Source organism: Bacteroides sp. 3_2_5, assembly GCF_000159855.2.
Classification (GTDB): domain Bacteria; phylum Bacteroidota; class Bacteroidia; order Bacteroidales; family Bacteroidaceae; genus Bacteroides; species Bacteroides fragilis.
Genome location: NZ_JH636044.1, coordinates 841852 through 858464, shown reverse-complemented (window position 1 = coordinate 858464; position 16613 = coordinate 841852). Strand labels below are relative to the sequence as shown.

The following is a 16613-nucleotide window of genomic DNA, read 5'->3' as shown; positions in this document are numbered from 1 at the left end:
TAATGAAAGTATATTATAATAATTTCTCAACTTTCTCTACAAATGCAGGTTTTCCTACGGCACCGACTTGTTTGTCTACCAATTCTCCATTCTTAAAAAATAGAACAGTAGGAATATTGCGGATACCAAATTCTGCAGGTAGATCACTGTTTTCGTCTACATCACATTTACCCATGATCACTTTTCCTTCATATTCTTTAGCCAGTTCATCGATGATAGGACCTACCATCTTACAAGGACCACACCAAGGAGCCCAAAAGTCAATAACAACCGGTGATCCTTCTGCGAGGATTTCCTTAAAGTTGTTGTCAGTAATCTCTAAAGCCATTTTCTATAATTATTAATTGTTAGTTATTAAGTATCTATCACTGTTATGCGGCAAAGATAATCAATTTATATGAAACGCAAGTTCGGGACGTTCCTTTAAATAGGAAATTAATTCTCTGCCAACCGAAAGTTTCACAGGACGGGAAATCAGGTCTACATACATCTTCCCCTCCGTATCCGTTACTTTGAAATAAAGTTCCGTATTTCCCGGGTGTTCTTTCGTTAAAGAAGCAAGCTCGGTTACCAAAGCCGAATTAAGTTCGGCAAGCGGAATCAGAATCGTAATCTTCTCTATCAGTTGTTCCTTGACATCGGGCAGCAATTCCATCGAAGTAATCTTGACATCAAGTTCATCGGGACGCCATTGTTTAGGTTGACAACGGGCTTTGATAAACAAGAAAGTACCTTCACCTAAATAGCCTTGGAAAGTAACCCAGTCATTTCCAAAGAAAGGAATCTCTGCCGAACCGGAATAATCTTCTATTTTAGCTATACCATAAGGATTTCCATTCTTACTGATACCCCGGCGGACACTGGTAACAATGCCTCCCATCGTAATCTCTCTTCCTGCCAAAGCCGATTTATCATCAAGCTCGCTCATATGTGTATTGCAAACATGTTCCAACACAATGGCATATTCATCAAGCGGATGTGCCGACAAATAAATACCTACCAGTTCGCGTTCCTTATTCAGTCTCTCCAAATCGTTCCAACGTTCCGCCGGTAGAATTTCGGGAGTCGCTATATCGATAACGTTATCTCCGCCGAACAAAGAATTAACGGCGGCAGCCTTATCAGCTTGGTAACGGTTGCCATAACGCATCAATGTCTCAAGAAAAGTCTCTCCTTTGCTGTTCACAGCAAAATACTGTTCACGCTTCAGTTCAGGAAAGCTATCGAATCCACCGGCAAGTGCCAGGCATTCCATATTTTTCTTGTTACAAGCATTCAGGTTGACACGCTGCACAAAGTCGAAGATACCTTTAAAGGGACCGTTCTCTTTTCGCTCCTCCATGATGCTTTGCACGGCAGCCTCACCCACACCTTTGACGGCTCCCAATCCGAAACGTATATTTCCATTCCGGTTTACGGTAAACTTCAGGTTACTTTCATTCACATCCGGTCCCAACGTCTGTACTCCCATCATTTTACACTCGTCCATCAGTTTGGTAATATCAGTGATATTCGACAAACTTCGGCTCATGACAGCAGCCATATATTCAGCCGGATAATTGGCTTTCAGATAAGCAGTCTGATAGGCAACCCAAGAATAACAGGTGGCATGTGATTTATTGAACGCATACGATGCAAATTTCTCCCAGTCTGCCCAAATCTTTTCAAGAACTTTCGGGTCGTGTCCGTTTTTCCTTCCGCCTTCTACAAACTTGGGTTTCATGTGATCCAACTTATCACGCAATTTTTTACCCATCGCTTTACGGAGGGCATCCGATTCACCACGCGTAAAGTCGGCCAGCAGACGTGACAAAAGCATGACCTGCTCCTGATAGACCGTAATACCGTATGTATCCTTCAGGTATTTCTCCATGACAGGAATATCATATTCAATAGGCTTACGTCCATGTTTACGATCAATAAAGTCAGGAATATAATCCATCGGACCCGGACGGTAAAGGGCATTCATCGCAATCAGATCCTCAAACGTAGAAGGTTGCAACTCACGCAGGTACTTCTGCATACCGGCAGACTCAAACTGGAAAGTACCGATCGTTCGTCCGTCACTGTAAAGTTTATAAGTAGCCGGATCCTCGATTGAAATGGAATCGATATCCAGTTCCATTCCTTTACTCAAACGAATATTTTCGACAGCCTCCTTTATAATAGACAATGTTTTCAGCCCCAGAAAGTCCATCTTGATCAATCCGGTATCTTCGATCACCGAACCTTCATATTGGGTAACCAGCATCTTTTCGCCAGTCTCTTTATCATCAGCCGTGCTGACCGGTACCCAATCCGTGATATCATCACGACAAATAATAGTGCCACAGGCATGTACACCCGTTCCACGCACATTCCCCTCAAGCATCTTGGCATATTTCATCGTATCCCTCACCAAAGGATCGGGAGATGCTTCAGCCGCCTGCAATTCGGGCACATATTCTATGGCATTCTTCAGATTCAGTTTCTTATCCGGAATTTTATCCGGAACCAATTTGGCCAAGCGATCCGATTCGGCAAGCGGAAGTTTCTGGACACGGGCAACATCTTTGATAGCCAGTTTCGTAGCCATAGTACCATAGGTAATGATATGCGCCACCTTTTCCTGTCCATATTTCTCCGTCACCCAACGTAACACTTCGCCACGACCATCATCATCGAAGTCAATATCGATATCAGGCAATGAAATACGATCGGGATTCAAGAAACGCTCAAACAGCAAATCGTATTTGATCGGGTCTATTTTAGTGATCTGCAAACAATAGGCTACGGCAGAACCGGCAGCGGAACCACGTCCCGGACCAATGGAGACTCCCATATTACGCCCGGCGGCAATAAAATCTTGTACTATAAGAAAGTATCCCGGGAAACCCATGGTCTTCATAATATGTAATTCAAAGACCAGCCGCTCTTTGACCTCCGGTGACAACGGATCGCCATAAAACTTCTTAGCTCCGTCGAAAGTCAGCTTTTTCAGATAGTCGGCTTCCAGTTTGATACGGTACAGTTTATCATAGCCTCCCAAACGTTTTATTTTATCTTTGGCTGCTTCCTCACTCAACACCACGTTGCCGTTTTCGTCTTGGGTGAACTCATCAAAAAGATCCTTTTCCGTATATTTTTGCCGATATCCTTCTTCTGTTCCAAAGTCCTCGGGGATTGCAAAAGTAGGCATAATCGGTGCGTGATCGATTGAATAATACTCTACTTTATCCAGAATCTCAAGTGTATTACTCAATGCTTCGGGCACATCGGCAAAGAGTTCATTCATCTCTGCCTTCGTCTTCATCCACTCTTGTTTCGTATAATACATCCGGTTCGGATCGTCGAGATCTTTTCCCGTACTCAAACAGATCAGCCGATCGTGCGCCTCAGCATGTTCTTCGTTGACAAAGTGAACATCATTCGTACAGATTAACTTGACATTATACTTTTTGGAGTATTCAATCAAATGCTTATTTACATTCACCTGCAACGGATAAGCTTCATGATTTGCTTTAGGCACTGTCGCTTTATGGCGCTGCATTTCCAGATAATAATCGTCTCCAAACAGGTTCTTATACCATTGGATGGCTTCTTCTGCTTCCGCCAACAATCCCTGAGTTATCTTTTTGGGCACTTCACCGCCCAAACACGCAGAACAGATAATCAAACCTTCGTGATATTTCTCCAACTCGTTCCGGTCTGTACGGGGACGCATATAGTAACCTTTGGTCCATGCCCGCGAAACCAATTTTATCAGGTTATGATACCCCTTCTCGTTTTTGGCGAGCACAATCAGGTGATACCCGCTCTGGTCAGGCTTTCCCTCCTTTTTATCCATTGTACGGCGAGCCACATACATCTCACAGCCTATGATAGGCTTGAACAATCGCCCTTCCGCATCCGCTATTTTAGCTTTACAGTCAGCAATCTCGGCATCTTTATCCGCACACTCCACTTCACCGGCTTCAATAGCTGCAATCCGCTTCTTCAGGTCCTTTATTTCTCCTTTCGGACCTCCATTTTTCTTATTAACATAGTTCGTAAACTCTTTAATGGCGAACATGTTTCCATGGTCCGTAACGGCAATACCTTTCATCCCGTCTTTCATAGCCTTATCGACCAATGCACTGACACTGGCCTGACCATCCAGAAGAGAATATTGCGTATGGACGTGTAAATGAACGAAATCCTGCATAGTTATAGGTTGATAATTTGAAGCCATAAAATTACAATGTCTACAGCTACTAACAAAGATAAACATCAAAAAGTTATCAACATAAGTCATTTCTACCTGCAAATGCTTGCTGGATTTTTAAAATAAGTATACTTTTGCGGATAATTATCATTAAATAGCGCAAATGGGTCGACTTAAGAAATTAAAAAAGATAAGAATTCACCGTGAAGGAACACATATTTTATGGGGTAGTTTTTTTCTGCTACTGATCATAAATCTGGCTCTTTACTGGGGAATTGATTGTAAAATACCATTCTATCTGGTGGCTTTGGTAAGTATCGTCGTCTATCTGTTGATGGTTAACTTTTTCCGTTGTCCCATCCGGCTTTTCGGACAGGATACAGAAAAGATTGTAGTTGCACCGGCAGACGGAAAAATCGTAGTCATCGAAGAAGTAGATGAACATGAATACTTCCACGATCGCCGCATTATGGTATCTATTTTCATGAGCATACTAAATGTACACGCCAACTGGTATCCGGTAGACGGAGTGGTCAAGAAAGTCACTCATGATAATGGTAAATTCATGAAAGCATGGCTTCCGAAAGCCAGTACAGAAAATGAACGTTCAATGATCGTCATCGAAACTCCTGAGGGAGTAGAGGTAATGGCACGGCAAATAGCCGGTGCAATGGCAAGACGTATTGTAACATATGCCGAACCGGGAGAAGAATGTTATATCGACGAGCATTTGGGATTCATAAAATTCGGTTCACGTGTAGATGTATATCTCCCGTTAGGCACAGAAATCTGTGTCAGCATGGGACAATTGACCACCGGTAACCAAACTGTTATCGCCAAATTAAAATAAGAAACAATAATGGCAAATGCTATAACCCGCCACATACCCAATACAGTAACCTGCCTGAACCTTTTTTCAGGCTGCATTGCCGGCGTGATGGCTTTTGAAGCTAAGTATGAACTAGCTTTTATCTTCATTATATTAAGTGCTGTCTTCGACTTTTTCGACGGCATGCTGGCACGACTGCTTCATGCATATTCTCCGATAGGAAAAGAACTCGACTCACTGGCGGATGACGTCAGTTTTGGAGTAGCCCCTTCTTTACTTGTTTTTTCATTTTTGAAAGAACCCGGATTGATATACCCCGACTTTCTGGCAGGATTAAGAGATTATATCCCTTATCTGGCATTCCTTATCTCTATTTTTTCTGCTTTACGTTTGGCTAATTTTAACGTAGACGAGCGGCAAACCAGTTCTTTCATAGGCCTTCCGGTCCCGGCCAATGCCCTCTATTGGGGAGCGTTAATCGTAGGTGGCAAAGATTTTCTGCTGGCACATTGCAACGCTATATACCTTATTATAATGGTAATGCTCTTTTCATGGTTGCTTGTGGCTGAAATTCCCATGTTCTCTCTGAAATTCAAAAATCTTTCTTGGAAAGATAATAAGGTAAGTTTCATATTTCTGATTGTCTGCATTCCATTACTACTGTTTCTGGGTATCAGCGGATTCTCAGCAGTTATTGTGTGGTATATCATTCTTTCACTTTTAACAAGAAAAAATAAATAAACAATCCTTCTGGCACGTTTGTTGTACTACAAATTTTAAACAATGCATAAAACAAATAGCCCATGTTTCACATTTTAGGATTTTTATTCATTATTGTCATAGCCGTTATAATCATCGGATTGGCCCTTGTAGGCAGCGTATTAAGAGCCGTTTTCGGACTTGGAAAACGCTCGCCCTCGTCAGGTTCAGATCGTAACGGACCCAATAATAATTCAGGAAGCAGAAGATATTACCACCAAACTCAGGCTAATGATAAAGAAGAAATCATCACTGGGACAGGAGCCAAGCACAAAAAACTGTTTGATGATAACGAAGGAGAATACGTAGACTACGAAGAAATAAAAGAATAGGGGCAGTGGTGAACTGTCACCTCCTCTTAGCAGCAAAAAAGTCTTTCATCAGCCCGGCGCACTCATCAGCCAATATTCCTTTGACAACAACTGTTTTAGGATGGAGTGCTTGCGGAGCATATCTCTGATAGCCTCTCTTATCATCTTCGGCACCAAACACCAGCTTTCCCGTTTGAGCCCAAGCAATAGCACCGGCACACATCACACAAGGTTCCACTGTGACATATAAAGTACATTCATTCAGATATTTTCCACCAAGAACATTGGCAGCGGCAGTAATGGCCTGCATTTCAGCATGGGCAGTCACGTCATTCAGTGTTTCAGTCAGGTTATGCGCACGGGCAATGATCCGCTCTTTACAGACCACTACAGCACCAACAGGGACTTCTCCTCTCTCTCCTGCTTTAACAGCCTCTATCAAGGCCTGCTTCATAAAATAAGAATCATCCAACATACGTCTAACGCCTCATATCGTGTTCACCAAAAAGAGTAGGATAATCCTCCTCCATATTTTTATGTATAAACATGAGAATCGTCTCACGAAGCCAGCGTGATTTATTCGTTATCTTATACTTATCTAGATAACGATCCACAATCTGCTGCTCATCTTCGCTCAGCAATATGCTCATCCGTCGTTCCCGCTTAGGTTCGTCCGGAGTTGCCTTATTACATTTTTTATCCCTCTTTCTCATATTCTTTGCAAATTTACTTTTACTTCTGTAATTTCAAAGAATAAAAAGAGTAAATTTGCAGAAATAATATGTCCGGTCGGCCGATGCACATCCATGTTTTATCACCGGATCGACCTATAAATATAAAAATCTTCTTTATGGCAGAACACAACCTTCTAGGAAAAGCCGGAGAGGACGCCGCCGTCGACTATCTGGAACGGCATGACTACGTAATCCGGCATCGTAACTGGCGTAAAGGACATTTCGAACTGGACATTGTGGCAGCTAAAAACGGAGAACTGATTATTGTAGAAGTAAAAACCCGAAGCGATACGGACTTCGCACTTCCTCAAGACGCCGTCACTCCACAAAAAATCAGGCGCACTGTAATAGCAGCCGATACATATATCAAGTTATTCCAAATAGATGAACCTGTACGGTTTGATATTATCACCGTGATAGGCAAAACCGGAAATTTTAGAATTGAACATATAAAAGAGGCGTTTTATCCGCCATTATTTTAGAGTTTTATGAATATAGAATCAGCAAGAGAATACTGCCTCCGGAAAAAAGCAGTCACAGAATGCTTCCCATTCGACGAATATTCACTCGTCATGAAAGTAATGGATAAAATGTTCGCCCTGATCGATCTGGAAGGGGCCAATACGATTTCATTGAAATGTGATCCGGACTATGCCATCGAATTACGTGAGCACTATTCGGCCATCGAAGGAGCTTATCATTTTCACAAGAAGTATTGGAATCAAGTCTACTTTGACCGGGATGCGGATGACAAGCTGATCAAGCAACTGATAGATCATTCTTACGATGAAGTAATGAAGAAGTTTACCAAAAAATTACGTACCGAATATGATGCCCTGCCCTGAATCTTTCCCTGTCCCCCTTATTCATATTGCAAAAGCAGACTCCACCAACGGTTATTTAAATGCCCTCTGCGAAAAGGAGAAAGTTAGCGAACTGACCACAGTAGTGGCAGACTTCCAGACTGCAGGCAGAGGACAGCGCGGAAACAGTTGGGAATCGGAAGACGGAAAAAACCTGATGTTCAGCTTCGTGTTGTATCCAACTTTCCTGGAAGCACGTAAGCAATTCCTGCTTTCACAAATCGCCTCTTTAGCAGTTAAAGAGACACTTGATCTATATATAGGAGACGTTTCTATAAAATGGCCGAATGACATCTATTGGAAGGACAAAAAAATCTGCGGAATGCTGATTGAAAACGATCTGATGGGAATACATATCAGCCAGAGTATTGCAGGAGTAGGTATCAATATCAATCAGAAAGAATTTCACAGTTCTGCTCCCAATCCCATCTCAATCATACAGATCACCCACCGGGAGTCTGACCGTATGGAAATACTCGCACAAGTTCTTCAGCGGATAAAAGAATACTATAAGATCTTACAGGAAGGAGATATTGAATTTATCACCGATCGTTATCAGGCAGCTCTCTTCCGCAAAGAAGGCATACACTTTTATAAAGATTCAGAAGGAACATTTAATGCCGGAATTGTAGAAGTAGAAGCCGATGGTCATTTAGTTCTACAAGACGAGACGGGTAAGATCCGTCGATATCTATTTAAAGAAGTACAATACATTCTTTAAAATTGAGATTTAAAGTTTAAACCATTATCTTTGCCCCTGTGTTCTTTATAAAAAAACATTCTTTTAGGAAAACAGAATATTTATTCGTTATACTTTTAGTACTTATTGGTTTCAGTAGTTGTGAGGATTCCACCTCCGATGCTACACTTGAATTATCCCAATCAACTTTTGAAAACATCAGCAGTGACGGGGCCACTTTAACCGTAAACATTACCAGTAGTGACTCCTGGACAGCAGCAAGTTCTTCTACAGCATGTAATCCCGTTCCTAATCAAGGAACGAGCAATCAATCACTCAGCATTGTTGTGGAAGCTAACCTGGATGAAGCCGAAAGAAATATGACAGTTGTCGTTACTTCCGGCGGAATCAAGAAAACCATCAGCATTAGCCAGCAAGGAAGAAGTACAACAGCAGGTGAGTATCACTATAACCTCCCGGTTATTTTCCATGTACTATATAAGGATAAAAACAATCCTTTACAATACGTTAAACAAGACCGTTTAGCCAAAATACTAGATACAGTCAACAAGCTTTATAAAGATAAAACCAAAAGTGTGGATATGAACTTGACTTTTACGCTGGCTACTACTGATGAAGATGGGAAACCCTTATCAACTCCGGGAATGGAATATGTGTTATGGGAGGAAAGTTACCCTATCGACTGTGATGTCTTCATGAATGACGAAACAGGTAAATATGTAAAATACATCTGGGAACCGAATAACTATATCAACGTAATGGTATACAACTTCAAGGACGATGAGAGTACAAACAGTACCACACTGGGAATTGCACATATACCTTTTTCCACAGTAGGAAGCAATTATCTGGAAGGACTGAGCAAAACACAAAAATCTTATTTAGAGAAACAAAATCTGAAATTTCCATATAGTGTCTCCATCAACAGTTTATTCATTAATGACCAGTCAACTTCAACCCAATATAGTACAGCAGACATCACCGTAACATTAGCTCACGAATTAGGTCATTATCTGGGCTTACACCATGCTTTTTCTGAAAATGACGAAGGTATTTATGACGGTTGCTTTGATTCGGATTATTGTGACGACACCCCTACTTATAATAAAGTGGAGTATGACGCTGATTACGCCTACACCGCGAAGAATGATCCGGCAAACTTCACGTTTGACTATCTGGTAAAACGTAAAAATTGTAAGACCAATCAGACATTTACTTCTACTAATATTATGGATTATTCCGTAAGTTACTCAGACCGGTTTACCAACGACCAACGTTCCCGTATCCGTCACGTCCTGACATACAGTCCACTGATACCCGGCCCCAAACAAGGACAAACACAAACGCGTTCCGTTGTCGAAGGACCTATTGATTTACCCATACGCACAGCCCGGTAACAACATATAGAAAAAGAGGTGAACAGTTATCTGTTCACCTCTTTTTCTATAAGCTTTATTCTTTCTAATGTCTTTTGAGCTTCAGTAGAAGGGAATTGACTGATCACCTTTTGAAGATATTCCCTTGCCTTTCCGTATCCGGTACTCATCACACGGCTAAGACCATCACGATAGCGTGCATACTGCATCCGAGTGGGAGCACTAATCTTTTTATAATCTGCTTCTAACTGTTTTTTCTCTCTCTCCGCCTTCAAATAAAGATAATTACCGATAAAAATATTGGCTGCCAGATTATCCGCATCCAATGACAGTACTTTCCGGTAAGTCTCCAAAGCTTCAGACTCCCTCCCACGGCATACTTCCATCTCAGCACATGACACAAGACAATTAACATCATTCGGAGATTTTTGAAGCAACTCTTTGTAAAAAAGATACGCTTTGTCATAGCTGCGTGATTTTTTGTAATAAGCAGCCAGTTCCCGCCCTATCCTGGATGATACTTCCAGACTCTTATCCACACCTGTCCAATAGAACATTTCGGCTTTCTCTACATTGGTATTTACCGCTTGGCGGAACAAAGTAACAGCTTGGTCCCACTGTCTGTTATCAAGGGCAGCAGAGACCTTCTGCAAAGTCTCTCCCACCATCTGAGCCGAAAGCACAAACGGGAAAGAAAAGAGCAAGGAAAGAAATAAAGTCAAGGTTTTCATCTTCTTCATTTTTATTTAGTTAGGTCCCTACAAAGATAGTATTTATATTGTGTATTCCCAAGTCACATACTCACTATTATTTTCAATATTTGTGAGCCTGACTCTTTGTTATATTCAGAGCTTTCCCACACGCCGGCTCGCCGGAACTTTCATCCCATTACCTTTAACGGTGTAAATAGCATCCTGATCACTTTCCTGATAACATCTGCAATAATCAAAATAGACATAGGCAGGTACTTGATTTTCCATCACATTACCTCCCCATTCTCCTGCGGAACAAGAGAAATAAACCATTTGGTAAGCACTTGGCACTTGTTTGGGATCATCTTTCCGATTCACCCGACGGGTAACCTTACCATCTGTGTAAAAAATCAGTTCTTCGGGGGTCCATTCCACAGCAAATGTATGCTCTTTACTCTGAGCTTCATCCAATACAAAATACTTGGTAGACGAACGGTGTTCTTTAAATTGCCCACTTTTATCGTAATCCAGAGCTGCATGTTGCACTTCTGATTGCTGCTCCTCCATTGCTTGTTTTTTATACCAATGAAGTGTCTGAAAGATTTGTTTATCTTTAGGAATATATTCAAAAACATCAATTTCAGTTCCTTTTCCATACTTATCGGCTTCATCAAAATGTATCCAAAAAGCAGGCCAGTAACCTTCACCAATACAGTCTCTAAATGAAGCCTTTGTCTCATAATAACCATAACGTGCCATGAACCTGCCCAGTGATAAAATCCCACCGGTCATCACAACATTGTTTTGTGTCGGGTATTTAGAGACTTCCAAACGAAGTTCGCCATGCAACTCTTTGGTCCAATCCTCATGACACAGCACATAGTAAGGTTTCTCTTGATACATACCTCTACGGGTAAAAGGACTTCTTCTACTTCTCGTATCCCATTTTAAAGTATCTATCACTCCATCATCGAACTCATCATTAAACACTAAATGATACGTTCTACCCGTTATCGGCGATTTAAATACGGTAGGAATCTCTGATGGATGAAAACTCAACCTACCGGTTGTGTTCATACCTTTTCTGAGTTTGCCTTTAATCGCTTTAGGATTAAGTGTAATATTAATAGCTTCTGACGGAACAGTTTGTACTGAAGATGTCTTTAATGAAAGAATAGCCATACTATCATTTACGTCAACGTTAAAAGCTATTTCTTCCGCATTGCCAATCAACAAAAAAGCAGGTGCCTCTGTTTGCTTAAAATGTAATCCCTCGGGAAGTTTTACTACTAATTTCCCCCCATAACAGTTAGGCGTATTCGTTTCCATAAATCCAGTAGCCGCCTTGCCAAGCAAATCAATAAAAATATCATCCGCTTCGGAATAATCCCATTTCCACGTTATGTCCTTAGACCCTGCATGCACATGAATGACTTGTAGTAATATACAAATCATTATTAGAATAAATTGCTTCATATGTTTTTCATTTAGTTATTAAATTCAAATTGATAATGCTACCTCGCTGCGATGTTTGTTAATTGTCTGTAAGATATCTTTCAATATGCAGACAAAAATAATATTAATTCCTGTATCGAGAACGTTGCGAACCAATATAATTACATGATTGTTCACATCATTTTCATATTCTCTGTTTTTCATGTAACTTTGCATGTCAATGAATAAACAAATGCACATCAGTAACGGAAACAAACGGATTCTGCAAATAGCCGTTCCCTCTATTATTTCCAATATCACAGTCCCGTTATTGGGACTGGTCGATGTCACTATTGTAGGACATCTGGGATCGGCCGCCTACATCGGAGCCATTGCTGTAGGTGGCATGCTGTTCAACATCATTTACTGGATATTCGGCTTTCTACGGATGGGCACCAGCGGCATGACTTCCCAAGCATTCGGACAACGTAATCTGGAAGAAGTAACAAAACTGCTTCTACGTTCAGTCGGCGTGGGATTGTTTATCGCACTCTGTCTGATGACTCTGCAATATCCCATCCAAAAAGCCGCATTTGCTTTCATACAGACTTCCGACGAAGTAGAACGTCTGGCCACTCTCTACTTTCGTATCTGCATCTGGGGGGCTCCTGCCATGCTCGGCCTTTACGGTTTTGCCGGCTGGTTCATCGGAATGCAGAATTCCCGTTTTCCGATGTATATCGCTATTACGCAGAATATTGTGAATATCCTGGCAAGTCTTTGTTTTGTATTCCTTTTCGGAATGAAAGTAGAAGGAGTAGCTCTCGGAACGCTTATAGCCCAATATGCAGGTTTCCTGATGGCGCTGCTTTTATGGCTACGTTATTATAAACAATTGCGGAAACGAGTCCATTGGAGAGGCATTTGGCAAAAACAAGCCATGTATCGGTTCTTTCAGGTAAATCGCGATATTTTTCTCCGTACTTTGTGCCTGGTAGCTGTAACGATGTTCTTCACCTCTGCCGGAGCCGCCCAAGGCGAAGTAGTACTGGCTGTAAACACTTTATTAATGCAGCTGTTTACCCTCTTTTCATATATTATGGATGGATTTGCCTATGCAGGCGAGGCACTTGCCGGTCGTTATATTGGCGCCGGTAATCGTATGGAGCTTCACCGTACCGTCCGACAGTTATTCGGATGGGGTGTCGGATTATCAGCCGGGTTCACCCTTCTTTACGGTATTGGTGGACAATCATTTCTGGGATTACTGACAAACGAATCATCCGTTATCCAGGAAGCCGACACTTACTTTTATTGGGTATTAGCCATTCCCCTTGCCGGATTTTCCGCCTTTTTATGGGATGGCATTTTCATAGGTGCCACCGCTACCCGCCAGATGCTTTTCTCCATGTTCATCGCTTCTGCCAGTTTTTTTCTTACCTATTACATCTTCCAAGAAGTAATGGGAAATCATGCCTTGTGGATGGCTTTTATTATCTACCTGTCGCTTCGCGGACTTGTACAAGCTTTTTTAGCAAAAAAGATAGTCCATTAAAAGGAATCGCGTATCTTTGCAAAAAAGTAAACCAACAATCAGAATCGTATGGCAAAATACAAAAGAGTCCTGTTGAAGCTCAGCGGTGAGAGCCTGATGGGAGAAAAGCAATACGGCATCGATGAAAAGCGATTGGCCGAATATGCCGCACAAATCAAAGAGATTCATGAACAAGGCGTACAAATCGGCATCGTTATCGGTGGTGGTAACATCTTCCGTGGACTGAGTGGAGCCAATAAAGGTTTCGATCGGGTAAAAGGTGACCAAATGGGTATGCTGGCCACAGTAATTAACAGCCTTGCCTTAAGTTCGGCATTAGTTGCGGCCGGTGTGAAAGCACGTGTACTTACAGCCGTACGCATGGAACCTATCGGTGAATTCTACAGTAAATGGAAAGCTATTGAATGCATGGAAAATGGCGAAATCGTCATCATGTCGGCAGGAACCGGGAATCCGTTCTTCACTACCGACACCGGCTCATCGCTTCGCGGTATCGAAATAGAAGCAGACGTCATGTTGAAAGGTACTCGCGTAGACGGTATCTATACTGCCGACCCGGAGAAAGATCCTACGGCAACCAAGTTCCACGACATCACTTACGATGAAGTGCTGAAACGAGGACTGAAAGTGATGGACTTGACAGCTACTTGTATGTGTAAGGAGAATAATCTGCCGATCGTAGTATTCGATATGGATACAGTAGGCAACCTGAAAAAAGTGATTACCGGAGAAGAAATCGGTACATTGGTACACAATTAACTTCATAAACTACACTTATTATGAACGGGTTAACAAGTAGATGGAATACTTCTACCTGTTAACCCGTTCTTCATTCTTCATCTTTCGCGTTCTACTTTGTTCGCCTTCTTTTTCTTACAGCAGACCTTTTATCATCAATAGCCCCGATAATCGGTATTACTACTCTCAGATATGGAAATGGACTTTCCCTCGAACGGCGTATGAGCATGGATATAATACCTACCTATCCTCTAGCCTTTACTATCTTTATTTCTTGCGTTTTATCAACATAATCACCGAATTCGATTCTTCATTCAGTCCCGCAGCAATTTCTTTTAGCTTACCTTTCAGTTCTCCTTTTTCGTTTGCCTCGACAAGGTCTGAAGCATTTAAAGCACGACAGGTTACAATTTCTTCATCTACAGATTTTTCGGGTTGCTGTCCCAATGCAACCCGGTGTTTATTAGAAAAGTCATCATTATATACGGTATATTGAAATATTGCTTTTTCCTGTTTATCATACACTAAATCATTGGTCGGGAAACCTCTCCCCTTTTCAAAATTAAACTTCTTATCAAGAGTTTGCATAAAATAATACCGATCAGTGATAATGGTCGGAAAAAGAAATACTTTAGGATCCATAGAATGAATGGAAGGAGTCCGTACAATAAATGGACTGAGAGTGCCATCCGGTAAGTAATTGTATACTGTGTCAGATGATGTTTTCGTCAGCAGACAATTACCATCATGCGGGGTTATCAGAAAAAAACCTGGAGTCACTATCGCCTCATCTTTCGTCACAACCGGTGTCTCGAGTTCTTTGAAAGGAATTTGAATTTTTCGTGTAACACTTCCGTCTTTCTTGGAAATAAGTACATGGCATGATTCGTCGGTTTCTATCAATGGCAAATAACTTTTATAACCAATCAGATGATCCCGGTCATAGTCCGATAAAAACTCATAATAGCAGGTATCTGGAAATGGGAGACTTCTATTGAACTCTCCATATAAGTCATATACCAATATTTTCCTTGCAGGATAATCTACAACAAACATTTCGTTATTATCTTCATCCAGAACAATAGACGCAATATGCGAATATTCTTCACCACTTTGTCCCAAACGGTTAATCTTCCGTACCCCTTTACCAGTAGCCCTGTCAAACACAAAAATATTACCATCCATAATCCTGTTTGCAACCAACAGAATTTTCTTGCCGGTAGCTTTCACAATACCTTGAGTTATAAAATCGTCAGTAGTTTCCAACGGAACGTATTCCACATCCATAAAATCTTGAAGGATCAGTTCCTTTTTAGGATAATCCGCACTAACATCAACCGTGATGCAATCATCTGTCAGTTGTTTATTTCCTCCACATCCTGTCATTACAAACAGAGATATTACCAAAGCCGCATTGATCTTTTTCATTTTATCTATATTTAACGTGAGTTCAATATTATGAATAATATAATAATCAAGAGAAATAATTATGAGTACTGAATCTATAGTATCTAACAATAGCAATTACCGCTATGCTCTCAGAGGCTAAAGTTACTAAAATCTATTGTTTAACAAATGATTTCTACTAAGAATCTGAATGGTAGCAAGAAAAAGTACATCATCATCGTAATGCTCCCAACTAAATAAATAATTGGGAAACTATAGTTATCCTCTTTCTATTCTATTTAGACAATTCTCTTTATTTCAAATATTATTACCCATAATATACATACAAATACCTGACATATCTGTTTCTCATACGTATTTTTATTATTTTTTTGAATCCTCCGACAATTTTCATCAAATAAGTGTTACTGGGTGAATATACAAACATTAACTTGTGGATTCCACTCCCCAAGTATATACCTAACTAAAAAACATTGATTCATAAGACTTTAAAAGGTTATAACTCATGGAGAGTGTTAAACTAAGTCGTTTCTCAAATTCAAGCTGTATCTGATTATTAACGGTAAAGAAAATATTTTATGATAAGCACAACCGATTAAATAAACCTAGAAAAGACCGATGATAAACAATAAACCAATAAAGAACATCACTAAAATAGAAACACTCTAGTCAATAGTTATTTAACTATTATATTATGAAGATATTGACTGCTATAGTTACCCTTCTTTGAAAAAAGATCCACCATTAACTTTAAATTAGTCTATGATGGACAACTACAATTATTCTAATATTGTATCAAGCTCATATTAAATTAATGCACTAAAAGCAGTACCAACCATCAATATAAATTAAAGAAGTCTTTACTGATTTCAATTTTGTACCGGATATCCGGTACAAAATCATTTTACAACAATTTTATAAAGCAATATGTTTGATTTTCACAACTACAAACTATATATTTGCGAGACAAGATTAAAAAGCACACAATTATTCGTTATTTGATCTAATAAAAAGTATTCATACTTTATGTAA

16 protein-coding genes are annotated in these 16613 nt (G+C 40.6%); 9 read left to right on the top strand and 7 right to left on the bottom strand.

Features of this window, described 5'->3' with window-relative positions; genetic code table 11:
* Positions 1-13 precede the first annotated feature (13 nt).
* Together trxA and dnaE are read right to left on the bottom strand one after the other, a co-directional pair.
* Positions 14-328: a thioredoxin gene (trxA, locus tag BSHG_RS14265; protein WP_005784741.1), complete on the bottom strand. Its 315-nt coding sequence runs from the start codon at positions 326-328 to the stop codon at positions 14-16.
* Between the two features lie 60 nt (positions 329-388).
* On the bottom strand, positions 389-4183 hold the full coding sequence (gene dnaE, locus BSHG_RS14270) for a DNA polymerase III subunit alpha (protein WP_010992125.1): 3795 nt from the start codon (positions 4181-4183) through the stop codon (positions 389-391).
* A gap of 163 nt (positions 4184-4346) precedes the next feature.
* Between dnaE and BSHG_RS14275 the strand changes: the two genes are divergently transcribed.
* The 3 genes from BSHG_RS14275 (at position 4347) to BSHG_RS14285 (ending at position 6103) form a co-directional block, all read left to right on the top strand.
* A complete protein-coding gene (locus BSHG_RS14275; RefSeq protein ID WP_005784739.1) occupies positions 4347-5033 on the top strand; it encodes a phosphatidylserine decarboxylase family protein in 687 nt (228 codons plus the stop codon).
* Positions 5034-5042: 9 nt separating this feature from the next.
* Complete coding sequence (pssA, locus tag BSHG_RS14280) at positions 5043-5753, top strand: CDP-diacylglycerol--serine O-phosphatidyltransferase (RefSeq protein WP_008658481.1); 711 nt, start codon at positions 5043-5045, stop codon at positions 5751-5753.
* 62 nt (positions 5754-5815) lie between these two features.
* Positions 5816-6103, top strand: coding sequence for a DUF4834 family protein (locus BSHG_RS14285; RefSeq protein WP_005784735.1), 288 nt, complete (start codon positions 5816-5818; stop codon positions 6101-6103).
* Positions 6104-6119: 16 nt separating this feature from the next.
* Here the strand turns inward: BSHG_RS14285 and BSHG_RS14290 are convergent, their stop codons facing one another.
* Complete coding sequence (locus BSHG_RS14290) at positions 6120-6557, bottom strand: nucleoside deaminase (RefSeq protein ID WP_005784733.1); 438 nt, start codon at positions 6555-6557, stop codon at positions 6120-6122.
* 4 nt (positions 6558-6561) lie between these two features.
* Positions 6562-6795, bottom strand: a complete 234-nt coding sequence (locus BSHG_RS14295; protein ID WP_005784731.1) for a hypothetical protein — start codon at positions 6793-6795, stop codon at positions 6562-6564.
* Between the two features lie 137 nt (positions 6796-6932).
* On the opposite strand from BSHG_RS14295, the gene BSHG_RS14300 reads away from it, so the two are divergent.
* Genes BSHG_RS14300 through BSHG_RS14315 form a run of 4 tightly spaced genes read left to right on the top strand, consistent with a single transcriptional unit; the run spans position 6933 to position 9776 of the window.
* On the top strand, positions 6933-7298 hold the full coding sequence (locus BSHG_RS14300) for a YraN family protein (RefSeq protein ID WP_005784729.1): 366 nt from the start codon (positions 6933-6935) through the stop codon (positions 7296-7298).
* A 6-nt stretch (positions 7299-7304) separates the two neighbouring features.
* The gene (locus tag BSHG_RS14305) at positions 7305-7661 is read left to right on the top strand and encodes an MmcQ/YjbR family DNA-binding protein (RefSeq protein ID WP_005784727.1); all 357 of its coding nucleotides are present in this window, start codon (positions 7305-7307) and stop codon (positions 7659-7661) included.
* Positions 7645-8400 carry a biotin--[acetyl-CoA-carboxylase] ligase gene (locus BSHG_RS14310; protein ID WP_005784725.1) on the top strand — a complete coding sequence of 252 codons (756 nt, stop codon included), beginning with the start codon at positions 7645-7647 and terminating at the stop codon, positions 8398-8400. The genes BSHG_RS14305 and BSHG_RS14310 overlap by 17 nt, the downstream gene beginning before the upstream one ends.
* Positions 8401-8438: 38 nt before the next feature.
* The gene (locus BSHG_RS14315) at positions 8439-9776 is read left to right on the top strand and encodes a zinc-dependent metalloproteinase lipoprotein (protein ID WP_008658475.1); all 1338 of its coding nucleotides are present in this window, start codon (positions 8439-8441) and stop codon (positions 9774-9776) included.
* A 26-nt stretch (positions 9777-9802) separates the two neighbouring features.
* Here the strand turns inward: BSHG_RS14315 and BSHG_RS14320 are convergent, their stop codons facing one another.
* Both BSHG_RS14320 and BSHG_RS14325 read right to left on the bottom strand, forming a co-directional pair.
* Positions 9803-10486: a tetratricopeptide repeat protein gene (locus BSHG_RS14320; RefSeq protein ID WP_008658473.1), complete on the bottom strand. Its 684-nt coding sequence runs from the start codon at positions 10484-10486 to the stop codon at positions 9803-9805.
* 114 nt (positions 10487-10600) lie between these two features.
* Positions 10601-11923, bottom strand: a complete 1323-nt coding sequence (locus BSHG_RS14325; protein WP_008658472.1) for a family 16 glycosylhydrolase — start codon at positions 11921-11923, stop codon at positions 10601-10603.
* Positions 11924-12122: 199 nt separating this feature from the next.
* Between BSHG_RS14325 and BSHG_RS14330 the strand changes: the two genes are divergently transcribed.
* Complete coding sequence (locus BSHG_RS14330) at positions 12123-13436, top strand: MATE family efflux transporter (protein ID WP_008658470.1); 1314 nt, start codon at positions 12123-12125, stop codon at positions 13434-13436.
* 48 nt (positions 13437-13484) lie between these two features.
* Entirely contained in the window at positions 13485-14195 is a 711-nt protein-coding gene (gene pyrH, locus BSHG_RS14335; protein WP_005784714.1) for a UMP kinase, read from the top strand.
* A gap of 246 nt (positions 14196-14441) precedes the next feature.
* Here the strand turns inward: pyrH and BSHG_RS14340 are convergent, their stop codons facing one another.
* Positions 14442-15602: a 6-bladed beta-propeller gene (locus tag BSHG_RS14340; protein WP_008658467.1), complete on the bottom strand. Its 1161-nt coding sequence runs from the start codon at positions 15600-15602 to the stop codon at positions 14442-14444.
* Positions 15603-16613 lie beyond the last annotated feature (1011 nt).

Bases quoted from the DNA above. Each gene is read 5' to 3' on its own strand.
- pssA (WP_008658481.1), top strand. From the start codon at position 5,043: ATGGCAAATGCTATAACCCGCCACATACCCAATACAGTAACCTGCCTG.
- BSHG_RS14295 (WP_005784731.1), bottom strand. From the start codon at position 6,795: ATGAGAAAGAGGGATAAAAAATGTAATAAGGCAACTCCGGACGAACCT.
- BSHG_RS14285 (WP_005784735.1), top strand. From the start codon at position 5,816: ATGTTTCACATTTTAGGATTTTTATTCATTATTGTCATAGCCGTTATA.
- pyrH (WP_005784714.1), top strand. From the start codon at position 13,485: ATGGCAAAATACAAAAGAGTCCTGTTGAAGCTCAGCGGTGAGAGCCTG.
- trxA (WP_005784741.1), bottom strand. From the start codon at position 328: ATGGCTTTAGAGATTACTGACAACAACTTTAAGGAAATCCTCGCAGAA.
- BSHG_RS14300 (WP_005784729.1), top strand. From the start codon at position 6,933: ATGGCAGAACACAACCTTCTAGGAAAAGCCGGAGAGGACGCCGCCGTC.
- dnaE (WP_010992125.1), bottom strand. From the start codon at position 4,183: ATGCAGGATTTCGTTCATTTACACGTCCATACGCAATATTCTCTTCTG.
- BSHG_RS14275 (WP_005784739.1), top strand. From the start codon at position 4,347: ATGGGTCGACTTAAGAAATTAAAAAAGATAAGAATTCACCGTGAAGGA.
- BSHG_RS14340 (WP_008658467.1), bottom strand. From the start codon at position 15,602: ATGAAAAAGATCAATGCGGCTTTGGTAATATCTCTGTTTGTAATGACA.
- BSHG_RS14325 (WP_008658472.1), bottom strand. From the start codon at position 11,923: ATGAAGCAATTTATTCTAATAATGATTTGTATATTACTACAAGTCATT.
- BSHG_RS14290 (WP_005784733.1), bottom strand. From the start codon at position 6,557: ATGTTGGATGATTCTTATTTTATGAAGCAGGCCTTGATAGAGGCTGTT.
- BSHG_RS14320 (WP_008658473.1), bottom strand. From the start codon at position 10,486: ATGAAAACCTTGACTTTATTTCTTTCCTTGCTCTTTTCTTTCCCGTTT.
- BSHG_RS14330 (WP_008658470.1), top strand. From the start codon at position 12,123: ATGAATAAACAAATGCACATCAGTAACGGAAACAAACGGATTCTGCAA.
- BSHG_RS14310 (WP_005784725.1), top strand. From the start codon at position 7,645: ATGATGCCCTGCCCTGAATCTTTCCCTGTCCCCCTTATTCATATTGCA.
- BSHG_RS14305 (WP_005784727.1), top strand. From the start codon at position 7,305: ATGAATATAGAATCAGCAAGAGAATACTGCCTCCGGAAAAAAGCAGTC.